The organism is Thiosulfatimonas sediminis, assembly GCF_011398355.1.
Classification (GTDB): domain Bacteria; phylum Pseudomonadota; class Gammaproteobacteria; order Thiomicrospirales; family Thiomicrospiraceae; genus Thiomicrorhabdus; species Thiomicrorhabdus sediminis_A.
Genome location: NZ_AP021889.1, coordinates 2,136,401 through 2,159,086 on the forward strand (window position 1 = coordinate 2,136,401; position 22,686 = coordinate 2,159,086).

The window sequence follows — 22,686 nt, forward strand, 5'->3', positions numbered from 1 at the left end:
TGATTTTAGTCATTATTCAATAACCCTTGACCATCCGCTTCTCGCACCAGATGTTGCGGCAACTCTTTTTTAGTTTTTCCGGCCAGCTCTTTAAGCATTTCCGCTTGGCGAATAAGATTACCGTTGCCTTGCGTTAAACGCGCCCGCGCTTGCTGATAGGTGCCTTGTGCAGTCTCAAGCTGCTTGCCGATTTTTTCAAAACTTTCAATAAAACCAACAAACTTATCATGCACCTCGGCAGCGCGCTGCACCAATTTAACCGTATTTTCACTCTGCCGTTCATAACGCCAGAGCTGCTCAATGGTCTTTAAGCTGGTGAATAATGTCGTCGGTGTGACCACTGCCACACGCTTATCAAATGCGTCTTCAAAAATACTGGCATCCTGCTCAATCGCCAATAAATAAGCACCTTCAACGGGAATAAACATTAAGACAAAATCCGGCGCATTGAGTAACGCCAAATGCTCGTATCGCTTTATTGACAACATATCAATGTGTTTGCGCAAACTTTGTAGATGATTTTTTAAGGCTCGGTTTTGCTGAACACTGTCATTGGTATTCAAACTGGCTTCGTAGTCCTTTAACGACACTTTTGAATCAATAATTACATGCTTATTATCCGGTAAATTTAACACGACATCGGGACGCAAGCGTGAACCATCGGGTTGTTGAAAGCTTTTCTCGCGTGCAAATTCAAAGCCTTCGCGCAGACCAGAACGTTCAAGTAAACGCTCAAGAACTAACTCCCCCCAGTTACCTTGGACCTTACTATCCCCTTTTAAAGCATGCGTTAAGTTTTTGGCTTCTTCACTCATCTGGGAATTTAGCTCTTGTAGCTGTTTAAGCTGCTGTTGCAAACTAGCTCGCCCTTCCAAAGACTCTTTATGCGTGGTTTCAATACGCTGTTTAAATTGCTCCATAGAAAGCTGCATCGGCTGTAATAATGCGTGGACCGAATCCCGATTTAACTGGGAAAATTCTTGCTTTTTGTGTTCAAAAATCTGTGTTGCTAAATTTTTGAACTCACTTTCCAACTGCTGTTTTGCCTGCTGCTGAAAGGCCAGCTTATCTGCTGCATTTTGTTCAGATAACTGCAAAGCAGTCTCTAGACTGGCCAATTTGGCCTGCGTTTGGCTTAATAACGCCTGCTGATGATCAAATTTATGTTGCCAATCAAGCAGTTGCTGCTGAGCAGTGTGCAATTGCTTTTCTAGTTGAATCGCTTGACCGTGATAATCGGCAAATTCGCTCAGCTTAATATGCAAAAGCCTTACTTCATTCTCTAAAGCCACTTGGCTTTGCTGAGCATTTTGCAAACTAAGTTCATACTGACTCAGTATTTGCTGCTGATTACGTAAACGCAAATACAAATAAAAAGTGCTAAAAATGAAAAAGCCTGCAGTCAATAATGCAGGCCAAAAAAAAGGATTCAAATCGTTACTCATCGGTTATTGGTCAATATCTTCACTTGCTCTAGCGTGTCTTGTGCGACAGTCTCTTTGGTTTTCGGTAACGCTTTTTGTTTGGCCTTAATTTTTTCATTTTGTACCATCTGATAAGTGGGCAACACTTTAGATTGGCGTGGTAGCAACGTACTGCCGACAGGCACAATCTGCTCTTTATCAATCACTTCAAACGCTACACCTTTAGAGGATGTATGGGAAGAGTTAATGGTGATATGTTTGGAATTGGTTTGATTATATTTGCCATTCACCCGTACTAAGGAACTCCCATCCGGCTTTATCACCACGGCTGAAACCGCTAATTTATAAGGCAGATAAATCGGCTTTTTCTTAGGTTTAACATTTTTATTGGCCACACCTGTGCCAGTCACTGGCGGCGGAGGCGGAGGAATTTTCTCCACCTCTTGCACAATAGGTGGGTTGATGTAAGCAGCACGCTGTCGATCAATTTTTTCACGTGTGGGCTTATCTAAGAGAATAGTTTGCAAATTAAGCGGCTTATTTAACACCTCATTACCCGTGATAACGCCTGTCCCACGAGTACTTTTTGGCGGCACACTTGGCGTTTCGGCTTTTACATCTGACTTGTCCTCAGTAGGACGAACCGTCAAGCGACCATCAGCACCACGTTCCAAAACAATCGTTGTTTGATTGACTTCACGAGCGGAATCGATCAAAGCATTCGCCGTCTCTGTCGGCCCGGCGCACAAGGGCGCTGTTATCGGCAAAAAAGCGGCGATCAAAGTCAATAGGTAAGTATTTCTATTCATAATATTCCCCTTTACAGGGTTGCTTAATTCTGAAAAAACGTGCTGAAGCAGGAATGATTCAACTTGAAAACTAGCCTTTTTAGGGTTTACTTGTAACCACTTTTTCATCCGGTTTTTGACCTAAATTGATGTGCGTATGGAACACGACAACGGTACAGCTGGCGATCACATTTCCTTGGGTCAAATTAAAGTTAGCACTCACTTGATAGTTGTTTTCACGTAATTTATTGTCGCAGGACTCGATTAAATACAACGGCGAAATTCGTTCATTAATCGACTCAAATAAACGTAATAGGTCTTCTTCATGTTGCAGCTCCATATTGAGCTTGATGCGACTAAAGTAAAACATCTGCTGCGGAACTTTAATCTTTTGGAATTGAGCAGAACTCAGTGGTTTTTCAGGTAAAAATTCAAAACTAAATTTGGGCATTAAATATCCCTGTTTTAAACGAATCAAATTATCCGCCCAAAAAACACGATCTTGCTGCTTAACCAAACCTTTTTTCATTAACTCTGCATATTTATCCCCGTACTGCTGATAAAGTTCGACTTGTCGGACCAAAAAATCCACTTCACTTTTCAGCTGGTTCAATTTGGCCTCTTTTGGTTTGGCTTTCGCAGCAAGATCTTTGCTAAGTTCTTGAAAACCATACCAAGCACCGCCAATAGCAGCGGAAACCAGTACAGTAAAAATCAGTAAATTTCGGAAAAATCGTTTAAAAAACGGGTCTTGTACTATGTTATTTAGACTGGCCATCTTTTAACCTCAAGCTGATACTAAACGGCAAAGCGAGCACCTCGCCTTGATCGGTATTGATTCTTACGGCTTGTTTTAATTCACGATTAAGCGGCTCTTTATCGAGCGAAACACTCTCAATACCGTCTAGCTTTTGTAAATCTTTAACCAACGCATCTACCCAAGCAACAGGATTTTTATAGGTATCGTAAAAAGGGAAAACCCAACCGTTCAGCGTTAATTCATGCTGCATACTGTCTAAAGGACCGACATTGCGCCAATCCAAAGTACTTAATTGAATATTTGGATGTCGATTTACGGTTTCACTAAAACCCTGAATATTGAAACCAATTAACCGTTTAACCCGTAGATTCAGCACAGCTTCGGAAAATTCGACTGATGCTTTTATTTGCTGAGCATCATCTTGTAACTTAACCAGCTCAGTTAAACGCTGCTTCTCTTTCTGATGCGCTGCGATATTTTCATCCAACAAGCCAAGTTTTTGCCAGTTGACAAAGTTATCCACACTGTTAACCAAAACAAACGCTAAACCGCCAGCTAAAAGCGCCAAGTTAAAACCGTATAACCCTTTGCGTGCGACTTGGAAAGTGCGTAAACGGGTAATGTAGTCGGTGGAATAAAACCCTTTAACTTGGTTTCTGAATAAGAAATCGACTATTGATTGCTCAGAGTAACAGCCTTGTTCTTCGATGCAATATTGGCTAGCGTCCGAAAACTCTCTAAAAGTATGTGCTGCGAAATAAAATTCTTTGTCCGACCAATTTGCGCGAATAATGCCATTAGCACGACAGTCTTCTTCGATATTGGATAAAACAGCGGCATCTTCCTCTAAAAAAACTAAACCAATTGGCGCATTCGACGGGATAATTTTTTGATTATAGACATAAGTAAGAGCCAGTTTGGTCTCTTCCAAAAGCGCCTTATGGATAGAACTAACTTCAAAATCATCCGCTTCAATTTCCACTGGGCGACTAAGGCGCATTTCCCCTTCGTAGAAGAAGGTTTGACGATAATCAAGCTTCGATTGGCGAGATATAATTAAGAAGGGTAGATTTTCTTGGTCCTTTGTCAATCCAAGAAGAGGTCGCACGACTTGACGGTAATATTGTGTTAACAACAGCGGTTTGGAATAAATCCCTTTTATCAATATCTGGGCAGCTTCAAGATTATCTAAAAAACGCGTCAATTTAAACGCATCGCTAATCGTTGCAGAAAGTATAAGCTCTTCTTTACGCCCCTCAGCGGATTTGCGAAACTGATTGGTTGAATGCACTTCGCTGAGCGCAATTTTGTCGGAAACCAAACGCTCTTTACGACGTTTTAAGAGTGCCGATTTCTCCCATGGCATGACTTTAGGTACCCATTCAAAGAATAGATCTTCGTCCACCAAATCAAGCACAATCATAACTGACGCGCTTGTCTGCAGTTTGCTGATAAACAGTTCGATTTGCGCAATATCATCCCAAGCAAACTGCTCAATAAGTTCGTCCGCTTTCCTTGGACTTTTATAAGCACGAAAACCGGTTTCTGTTACATAAAAAACATATTGCATATTATTGTACCTGAGCGATGGTGTCGTAAATTGGACCCAATACAGCAATCATAACCCAGCCAACAACAAAGCCCATGATAACGGTCAAAATTGGTTCAATTGCAGGCTCGATTTTTTCAATCAGTTCTTTGGCTTCACGGTCATAAAAGTAACTGACATTTTTGAGTGCGACATCCATTTTACCGGTCAGTTCACCGGACTTTATCATACGCACTGCCATCATCGGAAAAGCATTGGAGTCACGAAAAGAAACCCAAATTTCTTTACCGTCTTCAATCATCGTCACCGCAGTCACTAAATTGGTTTCAAGGTATTTATTTCCAGAAGTCAAGCTGGCCATGCGCAAGCTGTCAGGAAAACTCACACCTGCGCCATACATAACCGATAAGGAGTTAGCGACTCGAGCGAGTTTTAACTTATGTAAGACCTCTCCAATAATGGGCGTTCGTAAACTCCATTCATCCGACTTTAACTTAAATTCTGGGGAGTTACGCCGCCACCATTTAATAACAATCACAAAAAGAACTGGAGCAATCATGAGTTCGAGAATGTAGTTTTGGATAAACCCTGAAGTGGCTATCAGCGCGACCGTGGCAAAACCGATTTCCCCTCCCATCGAAGTAATAAAGCCAAGCAATTCAGGCACGACAAATAACATCATCAAAATGACCACAGCCACCACAACTGTCGCTACGATTGCGGGATAAATCATCACTTTCTTAGCTTTGGAAGCAAGTTCATCTTCCCATTTCATCATGTTACCGAGGTCACGCAAAATGTCTTCCAATTTACCGGTTTTCTCGCCCACAGAAACCAATGAAATGTAGACCTGACCAAACTCTTTTTCAAACCCTTCTAAAGATTCCGAAAAGGTTCTGCCGCCTTCCATTGATTCGTAAATATTAGCCAGCATCTCTTTGACTGCATCGTTTTCAAAGGTGTCTTTCATATCCTCGAGAACTTCCATCAATGGGACGCCCGCTTCAAGCATCTGCTCAAGCTGAAATGTGATGGTGATGATATCGCGTTTTTTAATCTTGCTACCAAGCGATAAAGACAACCCTTTACTTTGCTCTTTAGAATTAAGCAAATCAATTTGTGATTTTTTAAGTTTTTTTTCTAATTCATGAACATTATTCGCAGGCATCACACCGCTAACACGTTTACCGAACTGGTTAATTCCTGTGTAGTTGTAGTTTTGCATACATCAATCCTTACAGAAGTTCGGTCAAGTCAACCACTCGGCTAACCTCGTCCAATGTTGTCTGCCCTTTAATCACCCAGTTAATCCCTGCGTGTGCCATATCGATAAAACCTTTCTCTTTGGCTTTACTTAAAATAGTATGTTGCGATGCGCCTTCTAACAACAACTCATCCATTTCACTGTTAAAACGCATCGTTTCCAGCAGAGCCAAACGGCCTTTGTAACCAAAATTATTGCACTTTGGACATCCTTTTGAGCGAAATAGCGTGACGTCTTGATCCATCGGAATATTCAATAATTTTTTTTCAAAATTCTCTGGCTGATACGCTTCTTTACAATGCACACAGAGTTTTCTCACCAGTCGTTGCGCGACAATTCCAATAATATTGCCCGACAGAATCGAGCGTGAAACACCAATGTCCAATAAACGTGGAATAGCGCCAATAGCAGAGTTAGTGTGCAAAGTCGCAAATACCTGATGACCCGTCATCGCAGCGCGTAGCGCCATTTCTGCCGTTTCGCCATCACGAATCTCACCGATCAGAATAATATCTGGATCTTGACGTAACAAAGAACGAATACCAGCGGCGAAATCCATACCAATCTCTTCATTTACCGGTGTTTGGCGGATTAATGACATTGGATATTCTACCGGGTCTTCAAGGGTCATAATATTAACCCCCATATCATTCAATTCATTGAGAATCGAATACAACGTCGTCGTTTTACCCGAACCGGTCGGCCCCGTTACTAAGAAGATTCCCGTGGGACGAGCAATCATCAACTTTAAATCGTGATAAGCCTCCTCAGCCAAGCCCAAATTTTCCAACGGAACTATGCCTTTTTCACGATCAAGAATACGTAAAACAAAATTTTCACCATGCGTACAAGGCAGTGACGATACACGAAAATCAATACGCCGCCCTTGTACAACTAGAGTCATTCGCCCGTCTTGTGGTAAACGCTGTTCAGTCAAATCAAGATTAGAGAGGACTTTCAAGCGCACAACCAATCCCGACCAAAACATTTTATGAAGCAGGCGAATCTCTTGTAATACCCCATCAATACGATAACGAATGCGGATATAGTCTTCTTCCGGTTCAAAGTGAATATCCGAAGCGTTACGTTTGACTGCATCCGTTAAGAGGTTATCAACCAAGCGCACCATCGGTTGTGAATATTCACTTTGATTCGCGCCAGCAGAGAAATCCACCTGACCAGTTTCAAGCTCTTTTAGGATGCCTTCAATCGATAACTCATAACCATAGTAATTATCAATCGCGTGCTGAATCTCTGCCTCAACAACAAGCACCGGTTCAATGCGAATATCGCTGCGTTGCAAATGCCGACGCAACTTATCTAACACCATGATATCGCCGGGATTAGACATCCCAACTTTGAGTACATTCTCGGCCAAACTGATCGGCATCAAGGTGTAATTATGTGCAAAGGTTTCAGAAACTAACGAAATTGCGCGTGGATCTGGCACAACGTCTTTCAAACTCATCGCAGTAAAACCGCCATAAGATCCAACCACTTCGCGCAAAATATCGACACTAATAAAACCCATGCCGACAAGTGTTTCGCCTAATTTTTGACCGTTTCTTTTATGCTCAGTCAGGGCAATATTGAGCTGGTCTCGGGTAATGTAGCCATCTCGAATTAAGCGTTCACCAATTCTTTCTGGGTATTGCATTATGAATCATTCTTCCTGAATTGCCGTAACACCAACAGACGCTGCTTAATCGCATTCTGATCAAGCATTGCACTATTTGGCGCATAAACTAATGCCTTTGTGTAATATTCTTCCGCCGATTGATACTTACCCAAATGGTCTAGGCTGACCGCGAGGTTCATTAAAAAATTTGCCTCTGTGTCTTTAAGTGACACCGCATTAAAATAATACTGCTGAGCTTTAAACCAATTATTCTGTTTAGCCAACGCATTACCTAAGGCGTTCTGCAATACCGCAGACTGAGGATATTTCTCTGTCATATCGCTTAATTGCTTTATCCATTCTTCACTCGGAGATGCAGTCGCATTGGCAATCTCCGCAATCGCTTCCAATGCATAAGTATTGCCTGGTTGAATTTTTAACACATTCTGATAAGTCGCGAGCGCCTTACCCGGTTGCCCTAAATAATTCTCCGTTGCGGCTAAACCGAGCATCGCCTTGTGATTACTTGGGTTGATTGCCAACACTTTCGCGAACAGCTCCTGCGCGGCCTGCCACTCTTGATTTTGATACTGCTGGTAAGCATCAGCTAACTGTAACTGCTCTGCCGTTAAGGCTCTTGACTTACTTATTTGAGCATTTATCGTTTGACGCTTAGGCTGAATCACCGTGGAAATATCGGTTGTTAAAACCAAGGCATTCTCATTTGTTTTCAGTGGTTTTACCTTGGGTTCGGTTATCGCTTTAGCAGTCGGCTTAGCTTGTTGCGAAGAGGGACTAATAGCAATTGGCGCGACCGATTTGGCCGGCAAACTTGTCTGAGCAGATTCCACCATCGGCGATTCATTCACTTGCGATTCGGCGCGAATTTCAGGATTCTCGCTCACTGAAGCCATAGGGATTTGCCCTTGATCAATGCCTTCGCGAGGGGCTAAATCAAGTTCAGCCACCCGTGTTTCTGATATCACGGCAGGACTAGATTTTGGTAGTTCAACCATAATCGGATTAATCTTGTAACGCTCGAAGCTGGCCTCTAATCGGTGATTTTCGACTTGGTAATAATATGCGGAATAGGCACCAATTAAAGTAAAAACGGTAAGTGAAACAAAACCTACAACGACTTTTTGATTTTTCAGGAAAAAGTGTTTAGCCGTGTAGGGTTTACTGTGTTTATTCTTGGTCAACACGCTGTTATTGGCTAATGCACCTTTGTCTAATTTAGAGCGATTGTTCGTCTTTTCATCCGTTGTTACATTCTTGGCGTCCGTAACTTCACTCGATTCCTCTATGGCGTCGTTCGAATAAGCCGGTAGTTTTTCTAAGCTCCAGCCAAAACTCTCATTAGTCTCGGCTTTCCCAGATTCAGAGGTGTTATCAACAGGGCCATTATTCGCTGGAGCCTGTAGATTTGGAGTAACAACGTGATTAGAAGACGTTTTGAGTTGAATAGAATGATTTGTCTGGGTCTCTGTAGCACGTGCCGCAGTGCCCTGTTTTTCTAGATCGGCAAACTGCTCCGGAACATCTGGAATAATTGGAACATCGAGCGGCTCAATTTTCGCCGCGCGCCGTGGAAGAAGTTGCTCACTCGTTACAAATTCTTCGGTTGGTAAAGAAAAAGATAACTTACTTGTCGGCACCGACGCCTCTTTGAACTCAGGCAGTTCATCGGAGCCAGAAACTTGTTTTGTCAAAGGCACCGACACCACCGTATTGACGGGTTCCTCAACAATTTCATCTAAATCTAAACCACTAGAACTTAACGAGGTGGGATTGGTTTTGAGATTTAGCGTACTCAGAGCGGAAGGCATTACTGTTGAAGTGCCATCTTTGGCAATCGGCTCAATGGATTGCTGAGATAAAGCGTTTTCTGAAGAATCGTTTTCAGAAAGAGCCGCCTTTTTATTTTTTTCTTCAGCGGCTTTTTTTAAAGCTTCTAATAAAACACTCACTTCAGCACCTCAACCCAATTACATACTTTGAGTTTTTAAAAATTGACTGACCGATTGTAAATCACCATTGTAAACATCTGGGTTATCGATAATGACAGGGCGGATAAAAATAACCAATTCACTTTTTTTAGCTTGCTCATCTCGCATAGAGAACAGGTCACCGAAATAGGGAACATCACCGACACCAGGCAATCCAGACTTATTATTACTGTTACTGTCTTCAATCAAACCACCAATAATCGCAACTTGACGATCTTGCAAACGCAGTACAGAAGACATCTCTTTTTCCTGAATAATCGGAATTAAACTTTGAACATTTGCATTTTGCAGAGCCGGATTAGGGTCAGCAACCTGTCCAACCAAACGCGACAACGTAGGGCGAACATTTAAAGTAACCGAACCATTATCGCTAACAAATGGAGTGACACTCATGGTAAAACCAACAGGTACTGTTTGCACTTCTGTCTCATAAGTAATTTGCCCTGCTGCCGTGGTAGTCGCTGAAGTAGTATTTACCTCAATTGTAAAATACACCAAGTTATTAACCACTTTTAACAGAGCCGTTTGGTTGTTAATCGCCATAATTTTAGGGCTAGAAAGTACTTTCGAATCACCAAACTGCTTGAGTAGAGCAACATTAGCCAAAATATTCCAACTTCCCGCGGCAATCGAACCTGGCTGACCAAGAGGATTCACGGTGCCAATTGCAAACCCTTCACTTGGGCCAGCAAACGGAGAAGCGAAACTAATCCCCCCATTGGAACCAAAAGCGCTGCGATTAATCATCGACCAATCAATACCCGCTTGGTATTGATCATTCAACACAACCTCGACGACGGTCGCCTCAATCAAGACTTGTTTCTCTGCGCGATTGGTGACCTGTTTAATATACTTTTTAATCGCACGATGCTTTTTATCAGTTGTAAAGACAGAAATAATACCGGCCTCAGGATTAATGACGGTATTTTGCGACTGCCCTTGCGTCGCGTTTTGATTTGTGCCTTTCTCCGTTTTAGCGACTTCATCGGAAACTGAATACGGATCGAGTTGTGCTAACTTCTGAATGTTATTATCCAATTGTTGCCAAAAATCGTGCGCTGAGGAGACTGTAACTTGTGATGAACTGCCTTTGCCAGTTTGCGAAGACGCACCCTCAACCGTGGAAGAAACATTCATTTTCATATCAATCGTATCAATCGATTTTTTTGATATGTTGACATAATCCACTGTGTAATTACGCCATTCTGGGACATCTGGGCGAATTTTTATAATGTTATCGCGCATTTCAAATACAAAATTAGCCTGTTCAGCCATACGATCTAAGATCGAATCCAAAGGCTGATTGATGGCATTGATCGTCACATTACCTTCAACACCGTTAAAGATATCAATTTCCTTGCCTGAATCTTGGGAAATCTGAAACAACAACTCGGTAATAGGAACTTTTACCGCAGTGATTGAATAAAGGTCTTTTTGCAATAAATCAAGTGGCGGGAGCTCAGTCGAAGGGCCACTAGCAATACTTGGAATCGAACTCATCTCGGGCTGTTTATCAGCCGCTGTTTGTGGGGATTCCAAATGTCCTTTAGGTAGAAAAGCTTCTGAAACTGGCGGCGCAGGAGGATCTCGCTTGACAGCCGAGCTTTCACAGCCAGTAATCGAAAGTAAGGCTAAAATTGAAGACGTCAAAACTAGCTTTTGAAATTTATTAGGACTCTGTGACATAGGATCCACCACTTGTATGATTTACGAACTGAAGCGCTAGGTTAAATTCTTTTCTTATCGTATTAAAAGAGACGATAAACGGTTTTGAACGCTGTAAACGCTCCGGAAGATTTTGCAGCCTAGTTTTGGCTTGAGAATACGTTTTTTCCTGCCCTAAATAAACTTTCAATCGCAGAAAACCAGCCTCAGAAGACGTATTCCCTTTCTTATAATCAAGAATGTAAACAACATCTTGATTTGCGATCCCATACCTAGCAAATTCTTGTTGAAGACTTTGGTGGCTATCGAGAGTAATGGTCGCCAACTGGATACTGTAGCCAGTAGCACTTAAAGTATCGATGATTTTCTGAGAACTGTGTAAATACTGCTGAGTTAAACGCTCTAATTGCATTTGCGGTTGACTGAAATCCGCGGTAGCAACAAGATCATCAGTCAACTTTTTATCTAACTCATTTATCTTTGACATCGGATGGTCAAAATTATTTACGTCAGTATAATCGCTTGAGACAATAATATCTTCATCGACATCATTTTTTGAGGTAATGGTTGCTTGATTTTGAGTTTGCTTTACACCCACTGTAGGCACATAATCATCCATTTTCTCAGCAAATACAAAATAAACCACTCCCGCAGCACCGAGCACAAAAAGCAATAGAATCGCGCTTATCGGAACTAAGATGGCACTTTTTGCAACGCCGGATTCCATCGCGACAAAATGTTTACGCTGCACCAGCTTATCCTGTTGACTAAAAACCGCCATTAATAACTTATCTGCCAAAACATTAATATCGCGGGGATAACCTCCAGTTAGCTTATGAATTCTTTTTGCTGCGGCAAAATTAAATACATCGATTCCTGAATAACCACTTTTACGCATTCTGAAATTCAAATAAGAATGAACATCGGCAATTGATAAGGGTGGAATATAAATACTGTAAGTGATTCTACTTTTAAGTTGACGAATATTTGGATGTTCTAAAGCTTTATCTAACTCTGGCTGACCAAATAAAACTATTTGCAACAATTTATCACGATCCGTTTCAAGATTACTCAATAAACGAATCTCCTCCAGTCCATCCATAGTCATAGCCTGAGCTTCATCAATCAGCATCACCACTTTTTTCCCCTGCGAATGGAGTTCAAACAACTTCTTCTGCAATTGGTTAATTAAAGTAAACTTTTGCATCCCCTCATCGACAACCAAACCGAGCTCAGTACAAATAAACAACAACATATCCTTGGCAGATAAATTGGGCGAATTAACATAAACCAATTTAAATTCATCGGAAAGCTCGCTAGCTAACAGGCGCAGAATCATGGTTTTACCACAACCAACCTCACCAACCACCTTTAAAATACCGTCACCACGAACAACCGTATACTCCAAAGCTTGTAAAATTTCCTCACGAGAACCTTCGCGGTAGAACATGTCCAATTCAGGGGTTGTTTTAAAAGGAAGTTGTGTTAAGCCAAAATAAGGACGATACATACTATAAATCCATAATTCCATTAGACGTTATACTAATGGTTTTACCCAACTTAAACAAAGTAAATCGTTCAACAAACATTTAGCAAACATTTTTTATTGAAAAACGAATAAGAATACCATCTCATTACAGCACATCACTTGCTGCGTAATTGACAATCCCAGTTGGCATTCTAAATTTTGACCGTAAAACAAACAATTTTTAGGCAAAAAAAAACCGCTGCTCGGAAGGAGTCAGCGGTTTTTAGGATATAAGCTTGGCGATGACCTACTCTCACATGGGAACTCCCACACTACCATCGGCGCTGAAACGTTTCACTTCTGAGTTCGGTATGGGATCAGGTGGGTCCATCTCGCTATTGTCACCAAGCAATTCGGTGTGCTGTGCTGGGTCGCTTTGTTTCACGCTCGCCAACACGGCAAATAGGTTTGAAATAATGTTTTGCAATTGCTGTTTTTAATAGGGGTAACTTACTTAACCTTAAACACTCAAGGTATTTATGCCATCTCTAAATCTTAGCCCTCATCTTCACTCTCTCGTTCGCACGACAAAAGTTACTTTTGAGTTGTATAGTTAAGCCTCACGGGTAATTAGTACAAGTTAGCTTCATACATTACTGCACTTCCACACCTTGCCTATCAACGTCGTAGTCTCCAACGGCCCTTCAGAAGACTTAAAGTCTAGGGAGAACTCATCTTGATGCAGGTTTCCCGCTTAGATGCTTTCAGCGGTTATCCTTTCCGAACATAGCTACCCAGCAATGCCATTGGCATGACAACTGGAACACCAGCGGTTCGTCCACTCCGGTCCTCTCGTACTAGGAGCAGCCCATCTCAATTCTCCAACGCCCACGGCAGATAGGGACCGAACTGTCTCACGACGTTCTAAACCCAGCTCGCGTACCACTTTAAATGGCGAACAGCCATACCCTTGGGACCGACTTCAGCCCCAGGATGTGATGAGCCGACATCGAGGTGCCAAACACCGCCGTCGATATGAACTCTTGGGCGGTATCAGCCTGTTATCCCCGGAGTACCTTTTATCCGTTGAGCGATGGCCCTTCCACACAGAACCACCGGATCACTAGAACCTACTTTCGTACCTGCTCGACGTGTCAGTCTCGCAGTCAATCACCCTTATACTCTTGCGCTCATTGCACGATGTCCGACCGTGCTGAGGGTAACTTCGCGCTCCTCCGTTACACTTTAGGAGGAGACCGCCCCAGTCAAACTACCCACCATACACTGTCCCTGAGCAGGATTCACTGCCCGAGGTTAGAACCTCAACATTACCAGGGTGGTATTTCAAGGACGGCTCCACGACAACTGGCGTCATCGTTTCATAGCCTCCCACCTATCCTACACAAGTAAGGTCAAAGTCCAGTGCAAAGCTGTAGTAAAGGTTCACGGGGTCTTTCCGTCTAGCCGCGGGTACGCAGCATCTTAACTGCGAGTTCAATTTCGCTGAGTCTCGGGTGGAGACAGTGTGGCCATCATTACGCCATTCGTGCAGGTCGGAACTTACCCGACAAGGAATTTCGCTACCTTAGGACCGTTATAGTTACGGCCGCCGTTTACCGGGGCTTCGATCAAGAGCTTCGCTTGCGCTAACCCCATCAATTAACCTTCCGGCACCGGGCAGGCGTCACACCGTATACGTCATCTTTCGATTTTGCACAGTGCTATGTTTTTAGTAAACAGTTGCAGCCACCTGGTCTCTGCAACCCCCACTAGCTCAGAGAGCAAGTCTCGTCACCCGCAGGGGCACACCTTCTCCCGAAGTTACGGTGTTATTTTGCCTAGTTCCTTCACCCGAGTTCTCTCAAGCGCCTTGGAATTCTCATCCTGACCACCTGTGTTGGTTTGGGGTACGGTTTTTTGTAACCTGAAGCTTAGAAGATTTTCTTGGAAGCATGGCATCAACCACTTCGCTCAAAATAGAGCTCGTTATCAGTTCTCAGCATAAAGTATCCCGGATTTGCCTAAGATACATGCCTACAACCTTGAACCTGGACAACCATCGCCAGGCTGGCATAGCCTTCTCCGTCCCTCCATCGCAGTTACAAAAAGTGTAGGAATATTAACCTACTTCCCATCGACTACGCATTTCTGCCTCGCCTTAGGGGCCGACTAACCCTACGTCGATTAACGTTGCGTAGGAAACCTTGGTCTTTCGGCGAGGGTGCTTTTCACACCCTTTATCGCTACTTATGTCAGCATTCGCACTTCTGATACCTCCAGGACACTTTACAATGCCCCTTCGCAGGCTTACAGAACGCTCCTCTACCATGCACTATGTGCATCCGCAGCTTCGGTACACTGCTTAGCCCCGTTAAATCTTCGGCGCAGGCCGACTCGATCAGTGAGCTATTACGCTTTCTTTAAAGGGTGGCTGCTTCTAAGCCAACCTCCTGACTGTCTGAGCCTTCCCACATCCTTTCCCACTGAGCAGTGTTTAGGGACCTTAGCTGGCGGTCTGGGTTGTTTCCCTCTTGACAACGGACGTTAGCACCCGCAGTCTGTCTCCCATGATTGTACTTGTTGGTATTCGGAGTTTGCAATGGGCTGCTAATCCTTGACGGACCGCTAGACCATAACAGTGCTCTACCCCCAACAGTAAGACATGAGGCACTACCTAAATAGTTTTCGAGGAGAACCAGCTATCTCCGAGCTTGATTAGCCTTTCACTCCGATCCACAGCTCATCCCCGCATTTTTCAACATACGTGGGTTCGGTCCTCCAGTACCTGTTACGGCACCTTCAACCTGGCCATGGATAGATCGCCCGGTTTCGGGTCTACGCCATGCAACTATTCGCCCAGTTAAGACTCGGTTTCCCTACGGCTCCCCTATTCGGTTAACCTTGCTACATAACGTAAGTCGCTGACCCATTATACAAAAGGTACGCAGTCACCCCTCAAGGAGGCTCCCACTGCTTGTACGTACACGGTTTCAGGTTCTATTTCACTCCCCTTCTGGGGTTCTTTTCGCCTTTCCCTCACGGTACTGGTTCACTATCGGTCGGTAGAGAGTATTTAGCCTTGGAGGGTGGTCCCCCCGTCTTCAAACAGGATTTCTCGTGTCCCGTCCTACTCGATTTCACCACTAATAAGTTTTCGTATACGGGACTATCACCCTGTATCGTTCGACTTTCCAGACGATTCTACTAACTTAATAATGGCTTAAGGGCTGGTCCCCGTTCGCTCGCCGCTACTTAGGGAATCTCGGTTGATTTCTTTTCCTCCGGGTACTTAGATGTTTCAGTTCCCCGGGTTAGCTTCCTGCAAGCAGGATATCCATTAAGGATGGGTTTTCCCATTCGGAGATCAACGGGTCATAGGGTATTTGCCACCTCACCGTTGCTTTTCGCAGGCTATCACGTCCTTCATCGCCTTCTACCGCCTAGGCATCCACCGTGTACGCTTAGTCACTTAACTATACAACTCAAAAATAACCTTAACCTTTTGTGTCGCAGGGGCTTTCTTCATCTGATCCATTACTTGCTAAAATAATGCACCATCCAAAAGTCTTTCAATTAAAGCCTAATAAGTTGACAATGACTAAGATTCATCGCTGACACAAATACACTTGAGTATTCTCAATTAAGTATTGCGTTACCTATTACTTTCGATTGTTAACTTGCGATTAACAATCCAGCAATTGATTGAATGATTGGAGATCATTCAATCTCGTTATTATGACATTCGGCTGTCATAACAAACATTATTCCAAATTTTTAAAGAACTTCAGTTTTGAGCAACTGAGAAGCGGAATTATAACATTCTCTTCTCAACTTCAAAATAAAACTGTTAATAATTTCTTAGCTTTTACGCTAAAACTTTATTAACAGGCTTACTGTGGAATTGGTGGGTCTGGGTGGATTTGAACCACCGACCTCACCCTTATCAGGGGTGCGCTCTAACCAACTGAGCTACAGACCCAATCGCTGAGTCCGTCTTAACCAACTCAGGTAAATTGGTGGAGCTATGCGGGATCGAACCGCAGACCTCCTGCGTGCAAGGCAGGCGCTCTCCCAGCTGAGCTATAGCCCCTAATTTTGGTAATTCAGAAAGAATTTATGTGAAAGCTCGCCTTAACTCGTAACCTTTTTATCTTAAAGGAGGTGATCCAGCCGCAGGTTCCCCTACGGCTACCTTGTTACGACTTCACCCCAGTCATGAACCACAAAGTGGTAAGCGCCCTCCAAAAGGTTAAGCTACCTACTTCTTTTGCAATCCACTCCCATGGTGTGACGGGCGGTGTGTACAAGGCCCGGGAACGTATTCACCGCGACATTCTGATTCGCGATTACTAGCGATTCCGACTTCATGGAGTCGAGTTGCAGACTCCAATCCGGACTACGAGAGGTTTTTTGAGATTCGCACACTGTTGCCAGCTAGCTGCTCTTTGTACCCCCCATTGTAGCACGTGTGTAGCCCATCCCATAAGGGCCATGATGACTTGACGTCGTCCCCGCCTTCCTCCGGTTTATCACCGGCAGTCTCATTAGAGTTCTCAACTAAATGGTAGCAACTAATGATAAGGGTTGCGCTCGTTGCGGGACTTAACCCAACATCTCACGACACGAGCTGACGACAGCCATGCAGCACCTGTGTCCAAGTTCCCGAAGGCACATCTCCATCTCTGGAAACTTCTTGGCATGTCAAGGGATGGTAAGGTTCTTCGCGTTGCATCGAATTAAACCACATGCTCCACCGCTTGTGCGGGCCCCCGTCAATTCCTTTGAGTTTTAATCTTGCGACCGTACTCCCCAGGCGGTCAACTTATCGCGTTAGCTTCGCTACTAACCTTTTTAATAAGGCCAACAGCTAGTTGACATCGTTTACGGCGTGGACTACCGGGGTATCTAATCCCGTTTGCTACCCACGCTTTCGCACCTCAGCGTCAGTTTTAGTCCAGGAAGGCGCCTTCGCCACTGATGTTCCTCCAGATATCTACGCATTTCACAGCTACACCTGGAATTCCCCTTCCCTCTACTAAACTCAAGATTGCCAGTATCAAATGCCGTTCCCAGGTTGAGCCCGGGGCTTTCACATCTGACTTAACAATCCGCCTACGCGCGCTTTACGCCCAGTAATTCCGAATAACGCTTGCACCCTCTGTATTACCGCGGCTGCTGGCACAGAGTTAGCCGGTGCTTCTTCTGAAGGTAACGTCAAACCATGCCGATATTAGCGACACAATCTTCCTCCCAACTGAAAGTGCTTTACAACCCTCGGGCCTTCTTCACACACGCGGCATGGCTGGATCAGGCTTTCGCCCATTGTCCAATATTCCCCACTGCTGCCTCCCGTAGGAGTCTGGGCCGTGTCTCAGTCCCAGTGTGGCTGATCATCCTCTCAAACCAGCTAGAGATCGTCGCCTTGGTAAGCCTTTACCTTACCAACTAGCTAATCTCACTTAGGCTCATCCTTTAGCGATAGCTTACATGTAGAGGCCACCTTTACTCCGTAGAGCGTATTCGGTATTAGCGTACGTTTCCATACGTTGTCCCCAACTAAAGGGTAGATTCCTAAGCATTACTCACCCGTCCGCCACTCGTCAGCAAGAGAGCAAGCTCTCTTCTGCTACCGTCCGACTTGCATGTGTTAGGCCTGCCGCCAGCGTTCATTCTGAGCCAGGATCAAACTCTTCAGTTTAATCTTGCTAGATGTATTTCGATTCGTTCTCACGAATATTTAACACTCGGAATTGACAAAGTAAGCATGATAAATAAATAATAAATTATTCATTACCAAGTACATATTGTCATAAATTTCGAGATTTTTTTTGCGGTTACTCACTAAGGGAGCTTCCACATAAATTATCTCTGAATTACCTAATTTTTAAAGAGCTTCAACTTGGTTCGCTGTGCGTTCCTCGTTGGTAGGCCGCGCATTTTATAGAAGCGTTAATTTCTTGTCAAATGTTTTTTCAAACTTTTTTCAAAAAATTTTGTCGTTCTATTTTTTCACGACCCGTTAAATCGTTTCTTCACCTCAAAACCGCTTAGAGAACCCTCTAAAACAACCTCAAGTAAATCAACCACTTAACTTCAATTTTTCTCGTCTTTCTGTTCCGCGTTTCGCTTCCCCCTCAAGACAGGTGCGTATTCTAGGCATTTCACAAAACAACGCAACCCCTTTTTTCGCTTTTTTTGCTTTTATTACGGATTTCTTTTACCAAACACCCTTATACCCACAAACTCACACTTTATCCACAGAGTTATGCACAGTACGCCCGCCAAACTTGCTTTTTCTCCCCCTTAAAACCAATAAAGCCGCTTGGAATTGCGGCTTTAAAATAAGAAATCGATCAGTTACTCACCCGCAGGTGCAGGAATCAATTCAATAATCGGTTCTTTCCACGGGCCTTTAATTTGATATTGATATGAGACTAAGTTCTCGTTGATATCAGGTAACACCTTCAGAACCGTATAAATTGCTAAAGCAGCAATCGGATTAGCGACTCCAGCTAGAGCAGCAATCGTCGGGAGTGACGAGCCAATCGCCGGTGTCACGTCCGCTTTTAAATCGAAAGTTTCATCAGCGATATCAATCCCACCTTGCATTGCAACCTTAACCGCTGGTGCCTGCAGCTTAAGATGAGTGAGCTGCATCTTATTATTGTTCAGAATCGCGTTTCCATTAATCTCGTCGTACGCAAGCCCATCATTGGTAACATCATCTAACTTAAGCTGTAAACGACGTGCCAAAGAGTCAACACTCAATAAGCCGAGCAGGCGAGCTAAACCAGGTTCAACACTTTCAACAACACCTTCATCCAATTTAAAATTCAAACGCCCAAAAAGGCTATCCGGTGCAAAACATTCAAAGCCGCCAAACCAAGCAATCTCAGAATGCACTTTTGCCCGCTTTGACGTTACGCCCTTACTAATCCCTAAATACTTCATCAGTTTTTCAAGTTTTTTGCTATCAACGTCAATTTCCGCCGCACTTAAATTACGGTTTTGATCATAACGATATTTCGCGGTAATTTTACCGACCCCTTCGCTAAATTCTGCATACACATCTTCGGTGGCATAACCTGATGCATTCGGCTGCAAACTGAAACGCACTTCATCAAAAGGATAATCATCAAATTGCACATTGCGTGCTAAGACATTAATTTGTGGATAATCCACTCTTTGATTTTTAATCGCGCAAAGCACTCTCTCAGGCGCATCCTTGCTTTGCGCGGATTTCAAGCGGATACGTTCAAAGTTCAAATCAATCACGCCTTCTTGTGGAATCAGTGCGGTGGCGACCAACTGATCACTGGTCACCCCCAACTTAGTGCCCGCATCTAAACTATTCAATGTTAAGGCGACCTTATCAATCATTTGATTTCTATAATTTAGACGCCCAATCACAATGCGACTGTCTTGCCAACGGATTGCTGACATCAGCTGGTTTTCGGTGGAATCAGGAAGTGACTCCCACCATTGGATCCAATCCGCCATTTCAATTCGGTCGAATTCGCCGCGTACAAAGGAATCTGCCCCACCCCATCGTAGCTCGCCATTAGCCTGCTGACCCAAATAGCTTTGTAAACGCGTAAACCTATTCTCCTGTAATGAATACTTAAGATTTGCTTCTGCTAAATCAGTTTGAACTAAGTCAACGCTTATCTCCTCCTCACCAATACGACCACTAAAAGTCAAAGGAACCGTTAATTGCGGCGCTGAAAAAGGATAAGGCAAAGTACTCACTGCCTGTTCAACGTGCATTTGTCCATAAAAAGCGATCTCATCCGTTTGTTTATCCATCGGTACGGAAAAAGTTACGCGAAAAGGCACAGGCAAAGTACTATATGCCTGACTGTAAAGACTCTCTTTACCCTGCAGCGTCAAATCAAGTCGATGTTTTTTAAGATGCGTGGCAATATCCAAGCGTGCAGGCTGGGTAAACATTTTAAGCTTCACATCCGAAGCCGTAAGGCTCTGCTCAGTAAACATCAACTTCCCTTGCACACCAGTTGCTTCTGGCAAATTAGGTAAACGTACCGCAGCGTCCTGCAAAGTAACGGCTCCATTCACACGCGCTTTCTGGTCATTAAAACCAAACAGCGGAATCCACAACTTCGTTATCTCAAGCGCCGCTTTACCAGAATAGGCCTGACTATCCTCTGTATATGCGGCCAATCCAACCTCTTGCGGCAAAGGAGTTTTTGCTAAATAAGCAATTGCCTGTGGCACACTGGTCTGGATTTTTCCTTGAATCTCTAGCGCAATATTTGCCTGCGATAAATCACTTATGACAGCATTCGCCTTTAACGGCTCTTTAACTCCCTCCAACCGCAAAGCATCACTGTTGAAACGCAAAACACGCTTGGTAAAATCAAATGTCATCTCACTCGGCGCAACTCTTGGCCACTCAGCATCAAAAGAAAATGTTGCCTCTCTCAGCTGACCGCTTATTTTTAACGCATCCAACCAAGCATCTGAAGCAACTTCGTCATTTTGTGCGCCGGCTTGCAAAGGCAGTGCATTTAAACTAAACATAAAACGCGGTTGTTGTGCGCTTAATTGACTGTCTTGTAGCCAAGCGACGACGCCATCACCTAACAGCGAATAAGGCAGATAATCCAACACCACTTGCGCATCGGGTGCCGCAACCTTTGCCTGCACCGACAATACTTGCTCATGCAAATCAAAAGATTCCAACGACAAATTAAAACGGTCAATCGACAACGTAAACGGATCCACACTCAAATTTTGACCGGCATAATTCAATACAACGCGTGGCGGCAAAGTGACACGCATAGGGCGTGGATATACTTTTGGCTCCAACACCCATACCGGCTCTTCAGCTTCAATTAAAAACAAATCTCCCTGCTTAACCAAAGCTAAATTCTGTGTTGCCACCCCCGGATAATCGGTCAATGGAATCGCTAAACGCCCAAAACGGGTACGTAAACTTGGAATTTCTAATGTTTGCCAATTCAACCGCATCGCAAAATCGGTAACATCCAACTTAACCGCTTGATTAAATAAATCAGCAAGATAATCGCTCTCAACAAATACGCGCAACATCTCTTTGAAAGGCGCAATATTAAAGCGTTCAGCCGATAAACCGAGTTCTTGCTGCGGATACAATTGCAACTGCACCGGTGATAAGGTTTCAACAAATTGATTATCCAACTGCACCTTGGACAATTCAAAATGCGCCATCACATCGTTTAAATTCATATCCAGACGCGGATTCCAATTTAACTCCATGCCCACACTCTGCGGCAAAACTTGGTCATCTTGCGGCCAACTTAACGCCTGTGCATTCAATTTAGCAACCGACTGTGCTAACTGCGCATCCTGAAATTGGGTTTGCCAATCCACGAGTACCTCACCGCTGGGCATAATCGCAGCCCATTTCGGCGGCAGTAACTTAACCAGGCGCTGCATTTGCAAAGGTTGGTATGAAATTAGGTTGACCGAACCAAAATCCAAACCGCCCCAAGAATTAGTACTTAAATTTAATTTGAGGTTGAAACGTTCAAAATCTAGCACATCGTGATAACGCACCCCCAGCTCAGCAATCAAATTAATCTGGCTTGCTTTAATCAAATCCAAATTATCAATTTGCACAGCCGTTTGCGGGCCTAAAAAATCATTGATGACCATCTGCTTGATGGCAATTTTCTGCCAAGTGCGTTGTGTGAAATTTTGTGACCGAAGATAGTTAACGGCTTGCCGATAAACCGAATTGAGTTGACTCAAACCAGAAACTTCTTGCGAAGCAAATGCCGAAGGAGTGGATTGCAGGAAACGTAAACTCACTTGCTGCAATTGCAATTTTTCACCAAAACTGAGCACCGGAATTAACGGTGAGAAAAGATTAATATCACCGGAAAATTGCTCCGCCTGAAAATCAAAATCCGTATTCTGGACCTGTAAGCCACTCAGTGAGAACTCGGCACCCAGCCATGTTTGTGTTAAGGCAACGCTGGCAACATTAACTTGCCAACCGCTGATATAGGATAAAAATTGAACCGACTGCTGAGGATAAGATTGCAGACCGATAATCGCCAAGCGCATTAAAACAAGATAGGCGATAAAAACCCCTAGAATAATTTCTAGAAATAGATGTGTGCGCTTAATTAACATT

Annotated in this window: 10 protein-coding genes, 2 tRNA genes and 3 rRNA genes; all 15 read right to left on the minus strand. The window is 43.8% G+C overall.

Going from position 1 to position 22,686, the window contains the following annotated elements:
- Nucleotides 1-5: 5 nt before the first annotated feature.
- Nucleotides 6-1,445 carry a DNA recombination protein RmuC gene (locus HRR27_RS10025; protein ID WP_173273414.1) on the minus strand — a complete coding sequence of 480 codons (1,440 nt, stop codon included), beginning with the start codon at nucleotides 1,443-1,445 and terminating at the stop codon, nucleotides 6-8.
- Nucleotides 1,442-2,233, minus strand: coding sequence for a hypothetical protein (locus tag HRR27_RS10030; RefSeq protein WP_173273416.1), 792 nt, complete (start codon nucleotides 2,231-2,233; stop codon nucleotides 1,442-1,444). Before HRR27_RS10030 ends, HRR27_RS10025 begins: the two co-directional genes overlap by 4 nt.
- 79 nt (nucleotides 2,234-2,312) lie before the next feature.
- The gene (locus tag HRR27_RS10035) at nucleotides 2,313-2,990 is read right to left on the minus strand and encodes a hypothetical protein (RefSeq protein WP_173273418.1); all 678 of its coding nucleotides are present in this window, start codon (nucleotides 2,988-2,990) and stop codon (nucleotides 2,313-2,315) included.
- A complete protein-coding gene (locus tag HRR27_RS10040) occupies nucleotides 2,974-4,542 on the minus strand; it encodes a hypothetical protein (protein ID WP_173273420.1) in 1,569 nt (522 codons plus the stop codon). Before HRR27_RS10040 ends, HRR27_RS10035 begins: the two co-directional genes overlap by 17 nt.
- Before the next feature lies 1 nt (nucleotide 4,543).
- Complete coding sequence (locus HRR27_RS10045; protein WP_173273422.1) at nucleotides 4,544-5,746, minus strand: type II secretion system F family protein; 1,203 nt, start codon at nucleotides 5,744-5,746, stop codon at nucleotides 4,544-4,546.
- 10 nt (nucleotides 5,747-5,756) lie between these two features.
- Nucleotides 5,757-7,442, minus strand: coding sequence for a GspE/PulE family protein (locus HRR27_RS10050; RefSeq protein ID WP_173273424.1), 1,686 nt, complete (start codon nucleotides 7,440-7,442; stop codon nucleotides 5,757-5,759).
- Nucleotides 7,442-9,373 carry a tetratricopeptide repeat protein gene (locus HRR27_RS10055; RefSeq protein ID WP_173273426.1) on the minus strand — a complete coding sequence of 644 codons (1,932 nt, stop codon included), beginning with the start codon at nucleotides 9,371-9,373 and terminating at the stop codon, nucleotides 7,442-7,444. Before HRR27_RS10055 ends, HRR27_RS10050 begins: the two co-directional genes overlap by 1 nt.
- An 18-nt stretch (nucleotides 9,374-9,391) precedes the next feature.
- Nucleotides 9,392-11,098, minus strand: a complete 1,707-nt coding sequence (gene mshL / locus HRR27_RS10060) for a pilus (MSHA type) biogenesis protein MshL (protein WP_173273428.1) — start codon at nucleotides 11,096-11,098, stop codon at nucleotides 9,392-9,394.
- A complete protein-coding gene (locus HRR27_RS10065; RefSeq protein ID WP_173273430.1) occupies nucleotides 11,082-12,587 on the minus strand; it encodes an ExeA family protein in 1,506 nt (501 codons plus the stop codon). The genes mshL and HRR27_RS10065 overlap by 17 nt, the downstream gene beginning before the upstream one ends.
- Before the next feature lie 252 nt (nucleotides 12,588-12,839).
- A 5S ribosomal RNA gene (rrf, locus tag HRR27_RS10070) occupies nucleotides 12,840-12,954 on the minus strand.
- A gap of 200 nt (nucleotides 12,955-13,154) precedes the next feature.
- A 23S ribosomal RNA gene (locus HRR27_RS10075) occupies nucleotides 13,155-16,020 on the minus strand.
- Nucleotides 16,021-16,447: 427 nt separating this feature from the next.
- Nucleotides 16,448-16,524, minus strand: a tRNA-Ile gene (locus HRR27_RS10080).
- 35 nt (nucleotides 16,525-16,559) lie between these two features.
- Nucleotides 16,560-16,635, minus strand: a tRNA-Ala gene (locus HRR27_RS10085).
- A 64-nt stretch (nucleotides 16,636-16,699) separates the two neighbouring features.
- Nucleotides 16,700-18,243, minus strand: a 16S ribosomal RNA gene (locus tag HRR27_RS10090).
- The 16S, 23S and 5S rRNA genes sit together here with 2 tRNA genes alongside, the layout of an rRNA operon.
- A 659-nt stretch (nucleotides 18,244-18,902) precedes the next feature.
- Nucleotides 18,903-22,685 (minus strand): YhdP family phospholipid transporter, encoded by a 3,783-nt coding sequence (locus HRR27_RS10095; protein WP_173273432.1) that lies wholly within the window; start codon nucleotides 22,683-22,685, stop codon nucleotides 18,903-18,905.
- Nucleotide 22,686: the final 1 nt, after the last annotated feature.